This window comes from Caballeronia temeraria (assembly GCF_001544795.2).
Classification (GTDB): Bacteria; Pseudomonadota; Gammaproteobacteria; order Burkholderiales; family Burkholderiaceae; genus Caballeronia; species Caballeronia temeraria.
Genome location: NZ_FCOI02000003.1, coordinates 280,054 through 295,841, shown reverse-complemented (window position 1 = coordinate 295,841; position 15,788 = coordinate 280,054). Strand labels below are relative to the sequence as shown.

General features: G+C 66.0%; 10 protein-coding genes. 5 read left to right on the top strand and 5 right to left on the bottom strand.

Annotation, left to right across the window (positions count from 1 at the left end; genetic code table 11):
- Positions 1–7: 7 nt before the first annotated feature.
- Together AWB76_RS06260 and AWB76_RS06255 are read right to left on the bottom strand one after the other, a co-directional pair.
- Positions 8–988, bottom strand: a complete 981-nt coding sequence (locus AWB76_RS06260) for a quinone oxidoreductase family protein (protein ID WP_061159256.1) — start codon at positions 986–988, stop codon at positions 8–10.
- Between the two features lie 30 nt (positions 989–1,018).
- The gene (locus tag AWB76_RS06255; protein WP_061159255.1) at positions 1,019–1,777 is read right to left on the bottom strand and encodes a universal stress protein; all 759 of its coding nucleotides are present in this window, start codon (positions 1,775–1,777) and stop codon (positions 1,019–1,021) included.
- A 135-nt stretch (positions 1,778–1,912) separates the two neighbouring features.
- Here AWB76_RS06255 and AWB76_RS06250 point away from each other — a divergent pair, with 135 nt between their 5' ends.
- The 3 genes from AWB76_RS06250 (at position 1,913) to AWB76_RS06240 (ending at position 7,563) form a co-directional block, all read left to right on the top strand.
- A complete protein-coding gene (locus tag AWB76_RS06250) occupies positions 1,913–4,588 on the top strand; it encodes a winged helix-turn-helix domain-containing protein (RefSeq protein ID WP_061159254.1) in 2,676 nt (891 codons plus the stop codon).
- Between the two features lie 160 nt (positions 4,589–4,748).
- Positions 4,749–5,873: a porin gene (locus AWB76_RS06245; protein ID WP_061159253.1), complete on the top strand. Its 1,125-nt coding sequence runs from the start codon at positions 4,749–4,751 to the stop codon at positions 5,871–5,873.
- 13 nt (positions 5,874–5,886) lie between these two features.
- On the top strand, positions 5,887–7,563 hold the full coding sequence (locus tag AWB76_RS06240; RefSeq protein ID WP_061159252.1) for a fatty acid--CoA ligase: 1,677 nt from the start codon (positions 5,887–5,889) through the stop codon (positions 7,561–7,563).
- Here AWB76_RS06240 and AWB76_RS06235 read toward each other — a convergent pair.
- From AWB76_RS06235 to AWB76_RS06225, 3 genes are all read right to left on the bottom strand, one after another.
- Positions 7,545–9,200: a SulP family inorganic anion transporter gene (locus AWB76_RS06235; protein WP_374729913.1), complete on the bottom strand. Its 1,656-nt coding sequence runs from the start codon at positions 9,198–9,200 to the stop codon at positions 7,545–7,547. The genes AWB76_RS06240 and AWB76_RS06235 overlap by 19 nt on opposite strands.
- Before the next feature lie 94 nt (positions 9,201–9,294).
- Complete coding sequence (locus AWB76_RS06230; protein WP_061159250.1) at positions 9,295–10,635, bottom strand: ArsB/NhaD family transporter; 1,341 nt, start codon at positions 10,633–10,635, stop codon at positions 9,295–9,297.
- A gap of 16 nt (positions 10,636–10,651) precedes the next feature.
- On the bottom strand, positions 10,652–11,662 hold the full coding sequence (locus tag AWB76_RS06225; RefSeq protein ID WP_244173238.1) for an amino acid ABC transporter substrate-binding protein: 1,011 nt from the start codon (positions 11,660–11,662) through the stop codon (positions 10,652–10,654).
- 335 nt (positions 11,663–11,997) lie between these two features.
- On the opposite strand from AWB76_RS06225, the gene glgX reads away from it, so the two are divergent.
- A complete protein-coding gene (glgX, locus tag AWB76_RS06220) occupies positions 11,998–14,094 on the top strand; it encodes a glycogen debranching protein GlgX (RefSeq protein ID WP_061159428.1) in 2,097 nt (698 codons plus the stop codon).
- Between the two features lie 89 nt (positions 14,095–14,183).
- Positions 14,184–15,773 carry an aspartate:alanine exchanger family transporter gene (locus AWB76_RS06215; protein WP_061159248.1) on the top strand — a complete coding sequence of 530 codons (1,590 nt, stop codon included), beginning with the start codon at positions 14,184–14,186 and terminating at the stop codon, positions 15,771–15,773.
- Positions 15,774–15,788 lie beyond the last annotated feature (15 nt).

The following is a 15,788-nucleotide window of genomic DNA, read 5'->3' as shown; positions in this document are numbered from 1 at the left end:
TGTCTCCTCAGACGACGAACACGGACGAACCCGTGGTCTTGCGCGCTTCCAGATCGCGATGAGCGTCCTGGGCATCTTGCAGTGCGTAGCGCTGATTGATCTCGATGCGAATGCGCCCGTTCGCGACATGATCGAACAGTTCCGCGGCGAGCGCGTTCTTCTCGGCGGGATCGGCGATGTAATCCGCGAGCGCCGGGCGCGTCAGATAGAGCGAGCCTTTCATCGCGAGCAATTGCGGATCGAACGGCGGAATCGGGCCGGATGCCGTGCCGACGCACACCATCAGACCGCGCCGCGCGAGCGAATCGAGCGAGGCGTTGAAGGTCGTCTTGCCGACGCTGTCGAATACCGCGTTCACGCCTTTGCCATCGGTCAGTTCGCGCACGCGCGCGGCCACGTCTTCGCGGCTGTAGTCGATCGTGTGCGTCGTGCCATGCTCGCGCGCCACATGCGCCTTTTCCTCGCTCGATACCGTGCCGATCACCGTGACGCCGAGCAGCTTCGCCCATTGCGACACGATCAGCCCGACGCCGCCCGCCGCCGCATGCAGCAGCAGCGTGTCGCCGCGCTGAAACGGGCGGATGCGCGTCATCAGATACGCGGCGGTGAGGCCGCGCATCGTCATCGCGGCGGCGCGCGTGCAATCGATCGCATCGGGCAGCTTGATGAGCGGCGCGGCGGCGATGATGCGCTCCGTGCTGTACGCGCCGAGCGTGTTGATGAAACCAGTGTAGGTGACGCGATCGCCTTCCTTCAGATGCGTAACGTTCGCGCCGGCTTTTTCGACGACGCCCGCCGCCTCGACGCCCATGCCCGAAGGCAGCGGCACCGGATAGAGGCCGGAGCGGAAATACGTGTCCGCGAAATTGAGGCCGACGGCTTCGTGACGCAGCCGGACTTCGAACGGGCCGGGTTCGCCGACTTCGACTTCTTCCCAGCGCAACACTTCGGGGCCGCCTGTTTCATGAAAGCGGATTGCATGTGCCATTGATTTCATCTCCTGTTTCGTTCGTTGCGTTCAGCGGACGTTGCCGGCGAGCGTGTTCCAGTCGGTATCGCGCAGATAGCGGCGCGCGGCCGGCAGCACGACGCCTTCGATGCGTCCCATGCGCTCGCACGCGAAACGTGCGCACGCAAGCAAGGTGTCGTCGATGACCGCGCCGCTCGCGAGCGCTTGCGCCACCCGCTCAAGCGACGCCGCTTCGCGTTCGGCGAGGCGCGCGAGTTCGTCGAGTTCGGCGTCGAGCGTCGATGTGCGCTCGCGCAGTGCCATCGTCAGTGCGGTTTCTTCACGGTGTGCTTCGCGAAGACGTTCGATCGTTCGCGCGTCGGGCCGATCCGTGCGCAGCGCGTCGTCGTAAGCGTCCGAGCGCATGCGATGCACGGCGAGCAGCGCGGCGACCGCCTTCGTGACCATCGGACGGGCGTCGCGCGGGGCGACGAGCACCGCGACGCCGGGCACGGGCGGCACCGCGCCGCCTTGCGCGATGCACACGAGGTCGTAATCACGCGCGGCCTGCGGGTTGATGCTGTCGAACGACGCGTCGCCGTTGCCCGCGACCACGGTCGCCGGCACGCCCTGCGCGCGCGCCGCGGCCTCGGCGCGGGCCAGCAGCGCGTGCGCTTGCCGATGCTGCGCTGCATCGTCGCCTTTGCCCGCATGACGGCAGACGAAGGTGATGCGCGCGCCGAGCGATCGCGCGAGCTCGGCCGCATGGCCAATCGCCTCGACGCTGGCGTCGCTGCGCTCGACGGGCACGAGCAGATGTCGGTACATGATGATCCTTCGGTTTGCGATTGCACGGTTGATTGCATCGTAGTGCGCGAGAGGGGCGCGCGCCCCTCTCGCGTCGGGAGGGGCTTGACGCGCGCGCGCAATCCGAACCATCCTAGAAAAACTAAAAAATTCCCGATGCCCAGCGATTCCCCCTCCACCGAACTCGTTTTGAAGACGATGGCGCCCCGCGCGCCGTCCGGCCTGCTCGCGCGCGCGCGCCTGAACGCCGACACCGCCCGCAGCCAGATCGTGCTCGTGCAGGCGGGCGCGGGCTACGGCAAGACGTCGCTGCTCGCGCAATGGCGGCGCGAGTTTCTGGCGCGCGGCGCGGCGGTCGCGTGGCTGCTCGCCGACGATCGCGACGACGCCGAGCGCTTTCCCCGCGCGCTCGTCTACGCGATCCGCACGGCCTGCGCGCGCCCGGCGTTCGGGCGTCTGATCGCGGACACGCCGGGCGCACCCGCCGGGGCATTCGATCTCGCCACCGCCTGGCTCGCGGAACTCGCGCAGCTTTCGCTCGATGTCGTGCTGATCGTCGATGAAGCCGATCGTCTGCCGGAAGCCGGCGCGCAACTGCTCGACTACGTGATGCACAACGCGCCGCAGAATCTGCGCATCGTCGCGGCGGGGCGGCAGGGGCTGGACAAGCCGGCGGCGGAGCTGCTCGCCTACGGGCAGGCGGAACTGGTCGCGCCGGAGGCGCTGCGTTTTCGCGTCGACGAGACCATCGCGCTCGTCACGCAGCGTTTCGGCGCGCGCGTGGATGCCGACGCCTGCGCGCGACTCTTCGAAATCACCGGCGGCTGGCCGCTCGGCCTGCAACTCGCGCTCACCGCAATGGCGCGTGCGCAGGACCCGCGCGCGGCGCTCGACAATCTCGCGGCGGGCCCGCGCGGCCTGCGCGAGCCGCTCGTCGCGGCGCTGCTGAGCGAGCTTTCGTCCGATGATGAGCGCTTTCTCGTCGATATCAGCGTGGCGGACGTGCTGCATCCGGACCTGTGCGCCGCGCTCACCGGCAACGCCGACGCGCCGCAGCGCCTGGCCCGCCTCACCCGCGATACGCCCGTCTTCGTCACGGCCGAGGAAAGCGACTGGTGCCGTCTGCATCCGCTCGTGCGCGACGTGCTGCAGACGCGCTTCGGCGCACTCGCCGACGATGAACGCGCGGCGCTGCATCGGAGCGCGGCGCACTGGCTCGGCGCGCGCGGCATGCTCGAACAGGCGGCACGTCACGCGCATGCGGCGGGCGATCGCGAACATGCGTACGAACTGGCGGAACAATCGCTGCACGATGCCGTGAAACAGGGCCAGCTCGGCACGGTGCTGGACTGGCTGGAACGTCTGCCGGAAGCCGAACTCGAACAGCGCCCGCGCCTGTGCCTCGCCGTCGCGTGGGCGCTGGCGCTCGGCGAACGTCATCGCGAGGCGCAGCGTCAGGTGGAGCGCGTGCTGGCATCGCCCGGCGCCGACGACGCCCTGCGCTATGAATGCGCGCTGATCCTGAGCGCGGCCGCGTGGTACGCCGACGATCCGGACCGCTTCCTGGCGCTCTTCGAGCCGTGGGCGCAGACGCCGCCGCCCAGGGAATCGTGGCTCGCGCAAGCGCACGCGAACCGCCTCGCCGCCCGCGCGATGCTGCTCGGCGAGCCGGCGCAGGCCCGGCGTCTGCAGCAGGCGCTGACCCGGGCGCAGACCGGCAAGGGACTCGGCTATGTGGTGCGCTGGGGCGATCACATGGTCGGCCTCACGTGGCTGCAGGAAGGGCAGGTGAAGCTCGCCGAAAGCGTGCTGCTGCCCGCGCTCGCGAGCGCCGAAGAGGACCTCGGGCGGCGTCATCCGCTGACGTGCATGTTCGCGGCGACGTGCGCATCGATCGCGTACGAGGACGATCGCATTGACGAGGCGGGTGCGCTGCTCGCGAATCGGCTCGACGTGCTCGAACGCGCCGCGATGCCGGAGACGGTCGTGCTCGCGTATCGCACGGCGGCGCGCATCGCGGCCTTGCGCGGCGACGAGCATCGCGCGCTCGATCTGCTCGAAATGCTCTACGCGATGGGCGTCGCGCGCAATCTGCCGCGTCTTTGCGTGACGAGCCTCGCGGAACAGGTGAGCGCGCACGCGGGGCGCTATCGCGCGCAAACCTGCGATGCGCTCATCGCGCGCATCGACGAAATCGTCGATGAACATATCGCCACGCGCGGACCGATCTGGCGGCAATCCGTACAGCTGCTCCAGTCGATGGCGCACGGCAGCGCGGCGCTCGCGCGGCAGGACTGGCAGGCCGCGATCGACCCGCTCGCGCGCGCGGAGCAGATCGCCGCGACGATGAAGCGCGGACGCCAGCGCATCGAACTGATGGCCTTGCGGGCGTTCGCGCAGGAACGCGCAACGGGCGACGGCCATGCGCCGTTTCTCGAAGCGCTGAACCTCGCGCGCGCGTATCACCTCGGGCGCGTGCTGATCGACGCGCATCCCGCGCTCGCCGACTGGGCGCGGCGCGTGAGCGAAGCCGGCGAGGTGGACCCGGGCGAGCGTCCCGTCGTGCCGCCGCATGTGGTGCGCGTGCCGCCGCGCTCCGGCGAAGGCGGGCCGCGCGCGCTGCCGAGCGTGATCCTCACGCCGAAGGAATGCGAGATTCTCGAACTGCTCGCGCGCAATCTGAGCAACAAGGAAATCGCGCTTGCGGCGGCGGTCGGCGAGGGCACCGTCAAGTGGCATCTCAAGAATCTCTTCGGCAAGCTCGACGCCAGTTCGCGCAAGCACGCGGTGCGCCGCGCCATCGCGCTCGGCCTTCTCGAAGGCGTGCAATAGCGCCTTTTTCAAGGGCTTTCAGCAGGGTTTTCCCGCCTCTCTCGCAATCCCTACCCCTCTCCACGCGAGAGGGGTTTCGTGCATTCCCGATGCGTATTCTTGCCTCGACGTCGCGGCAATACGGTACGCGGCGCGCTCAAAAACAAGCTCGGGAGACTCGATGAAGCTCAGATTTGCCACTGCCGCAGGGCTCGTGCTGGCCGCCGGCGGCGCCCATGCCCAATCCAGCGTGACGCTCTACGGCGTGCTCGACGCCGGCCTGCTGTATCAGAGCACGTCCGCCGCGACTTTCGCGCACAACGCGCCGGACACGGGGAAGGTGTATCGCTTCAAGGACGGCGGCATCTATTCGAGCATCTGGGGCCTGAAGGCAACCGAGGATCTCGGCGGCGGTTATTTCGTCAACGTGAAGCTGCAAGGCTCGTTCGATTCGGGCACCGGCAAGTCCGGCCTGAGCGATACGCCGGGCGCCACCGCGATGTTCAATCAATACGCGACGGTCGGCGTGTCCGGCCCGTTCGGCACCTTCAACGCGGGCCGTCAGATCGTGCCGATGATCTGGGCCATGTACGACACCGACGTGCGCCGCGCGCAATACTTCGGCAGCGTGCTGACCGCCTGGCTCGGCATGAACACGGCGGCGGGATGGCCCGGCACGAGCACCAACGGCTCGATCGGCGCGCTCTATGACAGCAACGCGCTCGTCTATGTGTCGCCCACGTGGGCGGGTTTGTCGGCGTCGCTCGAATATGCGCCGGGCGGCGTCGCGGGACAGTTTCAGGGCGGCACGCGTGAATCGGCGGTGCTGAAGTATTCGAACTTCGGCCTGACGCTCACGGCTGTCTACTACAACGGCCACGACGCGAATCCCGCGCCCGGCTCGGTGCCGACGGGTCTCAACAACAACCGCATGATGTACTTCGGCGGCCTGTACACGACGCACGGCTTCTCGTTCTCGCTGTCGTACGCGAACGGCAAAAATCCGGCGAATTCGGATCACGCCAACTACGACATGTACTCGGGCGGCCTCGGCTATCGCTTCGCGCCCGATCTGAACGTGACGACCGGCGTCTACTACATCAAGGACAAGAACGACTCGTCGAATCATTCGCTGGAAGTCGCGATCGGCGCGGAATACAACCTGTCCAAGCGCACGCTCGCGTATGCGGAAGTCGGCCACGTGAACAACAACGGCACGATGAACCAGATGATCGTCTACGGCCAGCCGACCGCGCCGGGCAAGTCGACGACCGCGGCCATGCTTGGCCTGCGCCACAACTTCTGAGCTGGAGAGAAGGATGCACCACCCGCACTTTGACGCGCACGCCGCACCCGACGCGTATGCGTACCCGCTGCTCATCAAGCAGTTGCTGCACACGCCGCTCGCGAACACGCCGGATCAGGAGATCGTGTACCGCGGCGAAGTGCGGCTCTCGTATCGCACGCTCGCGGAGCGCGTCGCGCGTCTCGCGAACGGGCTCGATGCGCTCGGCGCGAAACACGGCAGCACCGTCGCGATGATGGACTGGGACAGCCATCGCTACCTCGAATGCTATTTCGCGGTGCCGATGATGGGCGCGGTGCTGCAATCGGTGAACGTGCGGCTATCGCAGGACGAGATTCTCTACACGCTCAATCATGCGGGCGCGGAGATTCTCATCGTGCATACGGACTTTCTGCCGGTCATCGATGCGATCAGAACGCGCCTCGAAACCGTGCGCACCTTCATCTGGATCGACGATCAGGGCGCGACGATTCCGGATCACGGCATCACGTTCGCGCAAGAATACGAAGCGATGCTCGCGGCGGCCGAACCCGTGCGCGAGTTCCACGACTTCGACGAAAACACCCGCGCCACGACCTTCTATACGACCGGCACGACCGGCAAGCCGAAGGGCGTGTACTTCTCGCATCGCCAGCTCGTGCTGCATACGATCGCAGGCATGGCCGCGCTCGCGAGTCCCGCGAGCGGCCAGCGCTTTCATCGTGGCGATGTCTATATGCCGCTCACGCCGATGTTCCACGTGCACGCATGGGGCATGCCCTATATCGCGACGATGCTCGGTGTGAAGCAGGTCTATCCTGGCCGCTATCTGCCGCAGAACATCATGCGTCTGATCGAGGAAGAGGGCGTGACGTTCTCGCATTGCGTCGGCACGATTTTGCATATGCTGCTGTCGTGTCCGGATGCCGAAGCCGTCGATCTGCGTCGATGGAAAGTCGTGATCGGCGGCGGCGCGCTGACCGAAGGGCTCGCGCGCGCGGCGCTCGCACGCGGCATCGATGTGTTCTCGGGGTATGGCATGTCGGAGAGCGGGCCTCTGCTGAGTCTCGCGCAACTGCCGCCGCACGCGGACACGCTCGACGCCGACGAGCAAGTGCGCCTGCGCTGCACGACCGGCCGCGCGATTCCGCTGGTGGATCTGCGCATCGTCGACGATACGATGCACGAAGCGCCGCGCGATGGCCGCACGTGCGGCGAGATCGTCGCGCGCGCGCCGTGGCTCACGCAAGGCTATCTGAAGAATCGCGAGGCCTCCGCGCAGTTGTGGCACGGCGGCGCGCTGCATACGCAGGACATCGGCCATGTCGATGCGGCGGGCTATCTGCGCATCACCGATCGCATGAAGGACGTCATCAAGTCGGGCGGCGAATGGGTGTCGTCGCTCGAAGTCGAAAGCCTCATCTCGCAGTTGCCGGGCGTGGCCGAGGTCGCGGTGATCGGCGTGCCCGATGCGAAGTGGGGCGAGCGGCCGCTTGCGCTCGTCGTACGGCGAGCCGACGGCACGACGCTCGTCACCGAAGAATCGATCTCGCGCTATCTGCGCGACATCGCGGAAACGGGACGCATCTCGCGCTATGCGGTGCCGCGCGACGTGCGCTTCGTCGATGCGATCAGCAAGACGAGCGTCGGCAAGATCGACAAGAAGACGCTCAGGGCGCGCTTCGCCGATGTTCAGTCAGCGGGCGTCTGAGCGGCGAGATAGTCATCGACGGCGCTGCCTATCGTCGGATGAAAGCAGGTGTCGGGGAAGATCGGCGTCAGTTCGAAGCGCCTGAGCTTGTCGCGCACCGGGTCTTTCATCTCGGCAAAATGCAGCGCGATGCCGCGTTCGCTCAACACGCGATGCAGTTCGCGCAGCATGTCGGCGGACGTGACATCGACGCTCGTAACCGGCTCGGACGTCATGACGACGCGCTTCACGGGCGTCGGCGCCTGCGCCACCGCTTCGAGCACGCGCTGCTGAAACAGCTCCGCGTTCGCGAAGAAGAGCGGCGCGTCCCAGCGAAATAGCAGCAAGCCCGGAATCTGTTCGGCGTGCGGATAACGCTTCATGTCGTGATATCCGCGCAAGCCTTCCACGCGGCCGAGCACGGCGTAATGCGGCCGCCATCCGTCCCACAGAAATTCGATGACCGCGATCACCACGGCGATGCAGATGCCGGGAATCGCGCCGAATACCGCGACGCCGACGAAGCAGGATATCGACAGCCAGAATTCCCATTGCTGAATGCGATAAATGCGCTTCAGATCCCTGAATTCGAACAAGCCGATGGCCGCCGCGATTACGACCGCCGCGAGCGCGCTGCTCGGCAGATGACGCAGCAGATTCGGCCCCGCGAGCAGCACCGCTGCGACCGCGAGCGCGCCGACGATGCCCGTCACTTGCGTTCGCGCGCCCGCCGCTTCGGCGACCGGCGTGCGCGATGAACTGCTGCTGATCGGAAAGCCCTGAAAGAGCCCGGCTGCGAGATTGGCGACGCCAAGCCCGATCATTTCCTGATTCGGATCGACACGCATGTTCGCGCGCGCCGCGAAAGTGCGTGACAGCACGCTCGTGTCGGCGAACGAGATGAGCGCGACCGCGCATCCGCCGAGCACGATGCGCATGAAGTCGGCATCGCTCGACCACGGCAAGGCGAATGCGGGCAGTCCTTGCGGAATCGTCCCGAGCACTTTCACGCCCAACCGGTCGAGCTGAAACACGCTCACGCATAGCGTCGCAAGCACGACGGCGATGAGAATGCCCGGCACTTTCTCGAAGCGCTTGAGCAGAAGAATGAGCGCGAGGCTCGCCGCGCCGACGGCGAAGCTATACCAGTTGGCTTGTCCATCGGCGATGCCTTTCGCGAGATTCACGATATCGCGCAACGGTCCGTGATCGTCGATCGATATCGCGAAGAGCTTCGGCAACTGGCTGATCAGCACCGTGAACGCGATGCCGTTCATATAGCCGTAGCGGATCGGCTTGGACAGCAACTCGGTGACGAAGCCGAGCTTCAGCAAGCCGAAGACGATACATACGATGCCGGAGACGATCGCCATCATGCCCGCGACGGCGATGGCGCGCGCCGGATCGCCCGATGCGCTCAACGCGACGACCGCAAGCACGGGCGCGGCGAGCGCCGAATCGGGGCCGAGCACGAGAATGCGGCTCGGGCCGAAGATCGCATACGCGATGAGCGGAACGATCGTCGCGTACAGCCCGCATACGCCGGGAACGCCGGACGCCTGCGCATAGGCGACGCCGACCGGCACGAGCATCGTCGTCAAAACGAGTCCCGCGATGATGTCGTTCCTCAGCCAGCCCGCGCGATAGCTTTTGAGCATCGCGATGCCCGGCACATGGCGCGTCCAGCCTTGCGTGACGCGGCCAGCGCGCTCGTGTTGAACAGGTGAATGACCGGATGACATGAACAGACGTTCAGCGCAGAAGGTTGGCAAGAACGATCACGTAAATGGCCGTGACCGCGAGCTGGCATAGCGTAAGCGGCAGACCATAGCGCAGGAACCGGCCGAAGCTGACCGGCGCGCCTTCCTGGGCGCAGATGCCGGCGGCCACGATGTTCGCCGCCGATCCGACGAGCGTCGCGTTGCCGCCGAGCGTCGCCCCGTACATCATGCCGACGAAGACGGGAATGACCGCGGCGGGCCATTGCGTGAACTGGTCGGACAGCGCGGCCTCCGGAACGAGCTCGGCCGTGACCAGATACCCTTTCACCATCACGATGGACGCGGCCGCGACCGGCACGTTCGCGAGCACGGACGAAAGCAGGCCGATTCCGCAGATCATCGCCAGCGCGACGAGCGTGAGCCGCGTGCCGAACACTTCATAGAGCTTGAGCGACATGACCTGCAGCAGTCCCGTCTTGGCCATGCCCTGCACGAGACAGAAGATGCAGGCGAGGAACAGGAGCGTTTTCCAGTCGACGTCGCGCAGCACTCTGTCGGTCGGTTCGATCCTGAATGCATAGGCGACGAGCAGCGCGAGCGCGCTGGCGATCACCGCGACCACGGGCGGCACGATGCGCGTCGGCAGTTCCTCGCCGAGCACGAACAGCACCATCATGAGGGCGAGCACGGCGAGCGCCAGCGCGGCGTAGACCGGACGTTGCAGTTTTGCCTGCGTAGCGCGCGGCGGCAGGGGCCGCGTGCTCCGCCAGATGTCGCGCATCAGCACAGGAAGCAGCGGAATCACCACGGCGATCGCGAGCAGGCCGCCGAGACTCGCGCGGCGCAGATATTCCCCGAAACTCATGCCGACCGAACTGCCCACGAGGAACGTCGCCGGATCGCCCACGAGCGTCAGAAGCCCGGCGGCGTTGCTCAGGATCGCGGTGAGGATCATCGGCGGCACGATATCGAAGTCGAGCGCGCGCGCCACGCGAATGATGATCGGCGCGAGCAGGACCACGGTCGTCGCGTTGGGAAGGAGCGCGCACAACGGCGCGACGATCACGATCAGCAGAAGCAGGAAGCGCTTGCCGCTGCCCGCCGTGGCCCGCAGATAGTGCTCGCCGACGAGATCGAACAGGCCGGTCGTCGACAGAATGCGCGCGACGATCATGCCGCCGAACAGAAGGCTGATCGGTCCCGCCGAGGTCCGTGCGGTGGCGATCAGATCCTGCTCGTCGATGATGCGAAGCGCGATCAGCACGCTCGCGCCGACGAGCGCGGCAACGGCCATGTCGATCAGATCGAACGCGATCACGAGGATCACTGCCGCGAACACGCCGACGACGAGATAGATCTGCCATTCGCTCATGATGTTTCGGCGCGCGCTATTGCATCGGCGGGGCATACATCAGGCCGCCGTGCGTGTAGAGGTTGTTGAGTCCGCGTTCGATCCCGAGCGGGCTTGCGGCGCCGAGATTGCGATCGAACAGTTCTCCGTAGTTGCCGGCGCTCGTCAATGCGCGCATGGTCCAGCCGGGCTCGATGCCGAGCGCCGCGGTGACGCTCGCGTCCGGAATCAGCGCGCGGGCGATGAGCGGATCGCGCAGGCGTCCGCTTGCGTTCTGACGGGTCACGTCCAGTTCCTCCGCGGCGATCAGCGTGAAGAGCACCCATCGCACGATGACGAGCCAGGTGTCATCGCCCGCGCGCACGGCCGGCGCGTGCGGCTGCTTCGAGATGCGTTCCGGCAGGATCGTCATGGCGCCGGGGCCGTCGGGCGCGCGGTTGCGCAGCGCGGCGAGCAGCGAAGCGTCCGCTGTCAGGGCGCTGCATCGGCCGGACAGGAACGTCTGCTCCAGTTCCGCGACGGAACCCACGGCCAGCGGTTTCAGATCGAGCGAGTTCGCGTGCGAATAACCGGCGAGATTGGCTTCGCTGGACGTCTCCCGCTGCACGCAGACGGTCGCGCCCTTGAGCGCCGACGCCGCGCGCGCGCCGTTCTTCGTCCAAACCATGAAGGACTGCGCGTCGTAAAAGAGCACGCCTGCGAACTGGATCCCGAGCGTGCCTTCACGCAGGAGCGTCCACGTGGTGCTGCGCGCGAGCAGGTCGATCCGGCCGGTCCTGAGCGCCGGAAAGCGCGCGGATGTCCTGAGCGCAATGAAATCGACCTTCTCCGGATCGCCCAGCGTGGCCGCGGCCACGGCGCGGCAGAAATCCGCGTCGATGCCCGACCAGCGGCCGCTCGCGTCCTGCCGCGAGAAGCCGGCGATGCCGTCGCTGACGCCGCATCGCAGAACGCCTCGTGCCTTGACCTGCGCGAGCGTCGTCGATTCGGCGCGGGACACGCTAGCCGATATCATCAGCAGCGCCGACATCGCGGCGCCTGCGAGCACGATGCAGCTTCGTTTTGGCCTCTTCATTGTTCTCTGCCCGGCGATTCGGTTGCGCCGCATCCCGTTATGCGGCGCGCTTGTCGCATGCGCTCACGTGCTCCATCGGTAAGTTAGTTGTAGCTGAAACTGGGTCCAGTTCAAGCCGTCTTTGCAGGACCGCGGCCACCGGGCGCGATGTCCGCGACGAAAATGCCGATCGCGACGCTTGCAATCGCCGGTGCCTCACATATCCTTGGAAACGGATACGACCATGAGCGATGTTCCTGCAATCGATCCGGCCGCGAACGCGAGAAGCCGCCGCGTGCGCCATCGGACGACGCGCGACGCAAGGATCGATCTTGCCCGACCCTGAAGCGAACGTTCAGCGAAGCTATCGCACGCGGCCCGGCTCGCGCTTTCCGCTCGGCGCGGCGGTCGTGCCGGGCGGCGTCAACTTCTGCACGTTCTGCCGGCGCGCGACACGCGTCGAACTGCTGCTGTATGCATCGGAAGAAAGCGTCGAGCCGTTTCAGATCATCGCGCTGACGAGCGAAGCGAACCGCACGTATCGCTTCTGGCATGTGTTTGTCGAAGGTCTTCCGCTGGGCTGCTGCTATACGTGGTGCGCATTTGGTCCGCTCGGCGTGCCGCAGATGGACGACGAAGCCGCGAGCCGCAAGGAACTGCTCGATCCGCAGGCCCGCGCGGTGAGCGACCGCTTCTACGATCGCCGGCAGTCCGCGGATGCGCGCGTCACGGAATATGCGTCGCTTCGGGGCATCGTCACGGAGCCGCTCGAACGGCCCGTCGACGACATCGCCGTGCGCACGCTCGACGACGCCATCATCTACGAACTGCACGTGGGCGGATTCACGCGGCATGCGTCGAGCGGCGTGCGTCATCCGGGCACGTTCGCGGGTCTCATCGAGAAAATCCCTTATTTGAAGGCACTTGGCATCACGCACGTCGAACTCTTGCCCGTGATGGCCTTCGACGAACAGGACATTCCCGCCAGCGCCGCCGAGCGCGGGCTGCGCAACTACTGGGGCTACAGCACGCATAGCTTTTACAGCCCGCATCCGCGCTATTGCGTGGAGCCCGCGCGTGCGCCTCAGGAGTTCCGCGATTTCGTCGACGCATTGCACGATGCGGGCATTCGCGTGCTGCTCGACGTCGTGTTCAATCACACATCGGAGGCGGGCAAGGACGGACCCGTCATCCACTTCAAGATCTTCGCCAACGACGCCTTCTATCAGATCGATGTGAACGATGCCCGGCATTACCGCGACTACACGGGCTGCGGCAACACGGTCAATTGCAATCATCCGCTGGTGTCGGCGTTCATCCTGCGGTGTCTCGAGTACTGGGTGCGCGATCTCGGCGTCGACGGCTTTCGCTTCGATCTCGCGAGCGTCTTCGCGCGTGGCGAAAACGGCGAGCTGCTGCGCACGCCGCCCTTGCCCTGGGCGATGGAGGCATCGCCGATACTTGCGCGCGTGCCGTTGATCGCCGAGGCCTGGGATGCGGGCGGCCTCTATCATGTTGGCGCGTTTCCGGGCATGGCGTGGGCCGAGTGGAACGGACGTTACCGCGATGCGATCCGCCGCTTCGTGCGCGGCGATCCGGGACTCATCGGCGAAGTGGCCACGTGCATCGCGGGCAGCGCGGATATCTATCAGGACGACGGCCGGCTGCCCGCGAACAGCATCAACTTCGTGACGTGTCACGACGGCTTCACGCTGAACGATCTCGTCAGCTATCACGCAAAGCACAACGAGGCGAACGGCGAGGACAATCGCGACGGCAGCAACGACAACCTCTCGTGGAACTGCGGCGCGGAAGGCGAGACGGATGATCCCGCGATCATCGGAATGCGTCTTCGGCAGGCGCGCAACTGCATCGCCATTCTGCTGCTGAGCCAGGGCGTGCCGATGCTGCTCGCCGGCGATGAAATCCTGCGCAGCCAGCGCGGCAACAATAACGCGTTCTGCCAGGACGACGCGCTTTCGTGGATGGACTGGCGTCCTTCCGGCGACGCGCTCGCCATGCTGCGCTTCGTGCGCGAGATGATCGCGCTGCGCAAGCGCCATGCGAGCCTGCGCCGGCGGCGCTTTCTGACGGGGCGGCCCGGGAACGGGCAAACGCATCCGGATGTCGCATGGCACGGCGAACGACTCCATGCGCCCGCGTGGCACGATCCCGGCGCGCGCCTCGTCGCGTTCACGCTCGCGGGACACGCGGCGGACGCGCCGTTCCTGCACATCGTCCTCAATATGAGCGACAACGCGCGTGACGTCGAGCTTCCCTTTTTCGAGCATCGAAACTGGCGGCGCATCGTCGATACATCCGATGAATCGCCGAACGACATTGTTCCCGATATCGAAACAGCAGCGATCGAGCGCGGTGCGTGCCATGTCGAGGCGCGCAGCGTCGTCGTGCTCGAATCGCGGTGAATGCGCACGGTGGTTCTGGACGGCGCGGCGCAAACCGCCTTTAATGTTCGTGTACTGCGGAGTTGCTCTGTCCACCCAAAGGAGGCGGCATGGATGCAGTCAGGACCTTCCTCGAGAATCAGTCGCTGTTCGCGCTCTTTCTGACCATCGCGCTGGGATATCTGATCGGCGAGATCAACATCAAGGGCGTGGCGCTCGGCTCCGGCGCGGTGCTGTTCGTCGGGCTCGCGATCGGTGCGTTCGCGCCGAAGTCCGCACCGCCGCCGTTGCTCGGCACGCTCGGGCTGCTGCTGTTTCTGTATGGCATCGGCATTCAATACGGCGCGCAGTTCTTTCACGGACTGACGAGCCGCGAGGGCGTGAAGGCGAACATCGCGGCGTGCGTCGGCGTGATCGTCTCGGGTCTCGTGTCGTGCGGCTTCATTCACTTCGGCATCAAGCTCGCCGATGCGCTCGGCATGTTCGCGGGCAGCGGCACGAGCACGGCGAGCCTTCAGGTCGCGATTGCATCGATGAAAAACAACGATGCCGCCGTGGCCTACAGCATTTCGTATCCGTTCGGCGTGGCCGGTCCGATCCTGTTCATCTACATGCTGAACGTTGCGCTGAAGGTAAAGATTCAAAAGCCGCCCGCGAAGCTGCTCCAGACGGCGGAAATCGCGCTGAGAAACGCGAGCTTCTTCGGGCTGAAACTATCCGAGCTGTCGAGCCGCATTCCTTCGGGCGTCGTGATCGCGGCGGTGCGGCGCGCGCATCACAATCAGTTGCCGACGGCCGACTTCACGCTGCGCGCCGATGACGTGCTGCTCGCCACCGCCACCGAGCGGCGTCTGCTCGACGAAACCACTGCGCTATGCGGCGAGCTGCAGCCGGGACGCATCGCGAGCCATCGCGAAGACCTCGACTACATACGCGTGTTCGCGTCGAATCGTTCGGTCGTCGGCATGGCGCTCGGCGACCTGCGTTTTCCCGATGGCGTGAACTGCGCGATCGCCCACGTGCGGCGCGGCGACGCGGACATGGTCTCGACGCCCGATCTCATCCTCGAAGCGGGCGATCGCGTCGGTCTGCTCGTGAATCGCGCGCATCAGACGACCATGCGCGCGTTCTTCGGCGACTCGATCAAGGGCACGGCGGATTTGAGCTTCATCTGCCTCGGCATCGGTGCGGCGGTCGGCTTGCTCGTCGGCGCGATTCCATTGCCGATGCCGGGCCTCGGCGCGTTCAGTCTCGGCCTCGCGGCGCTGCTGCTGGTCGCGCTGTGTCTGGGCAAGGCGCGGCGCAACGGGCCATTCGTCTGGGTGATGCCGCTCTCGGCGAATCTCGTGCTGCGCAATCTCGGCCTGACGATTTTCCTCGCGCAAGTGGGCATTTCATGCGGGCCGAAGTTCGTCGCGACGGTGGGCAGCGCCGGGCCGATTCTGCTCATCTACGGCGTGATCACGCTGCTCGTGCTCGTGGCCGTCACGGCGGTGTTCTGCCTGTGGATTTTCAAGCTGCCCTTCGATACGTCGATCGGCGTGATCTGCGGCGCGACCGGCAACCCGGCGATTCTCGCGTTCGCCAATCGCATCGCGCCGACGGATCAGCCCGACATCATGTACGCGATGATTTTTCCGTCGATGACCATCGTCAAGGTGTTATTCGTGCAGATCGCCATATCGCTTGCTGCGGGTTAGGCTTTGCCCCACGAT

Coding starts and splice junctions, on each gene's coding strand:
- AWB76_RS06240 (WP_061159252.1), top strand. CDS start 5,887: ATGCACCACCCGCACTTTGACGCGCACGCCGCACCCGACGCGTATGCG.
- AWB76_RS06255 (WP_061159255.1), bottom strand. CDS start 1,777: ATGTACCGACATCTGCTCGTGCCCGTCGAGCGCAGCGACGCCAGCGTC.
- AWB76_RS06245 (WP_061159253.1), top strand. CDS start 4,749: ATGAAGCTCAGATTTGCCACTGCCGCAGGGCTCGTGCTGGCCGCCGGC.
- AWB76_RS06235 (WP_374729913.1), bottom strand. CDS start 9,200: ATGCTCAAAAGCTATCGCGCGGGCTGGCTGAGGAACGACATCATCGCG.
- AWB76_RS06215 (WP_061159248.1), top strand. CDS start 14,184: ATGGATGCAGTCAGGACCTTCCTCGAGAATCAGTCGCTGTTCGCGCTC.
- AWB76_RS06260 (WP_061159256.1), bottom strand. CDS start 988: ATGGCACATGCAATCCGCTTTCATGAAACAGGCGGCCCCGAAGTGTTG.
- AWB76_RS06250 (WP_061159254.1), top strand. CDS start 1,913: ATGCCCAGCGATTCCCCCTCCACCGAACTCGTTTTGAAGACGATGGCG.
- AWB76_RS06230 (WP_061159250.1), bottom strand. CDS start 10,635: ATGAGCGAATGGCAGATCTATCTCGTCGTCGGCGTGTTCGCGGCAGTG.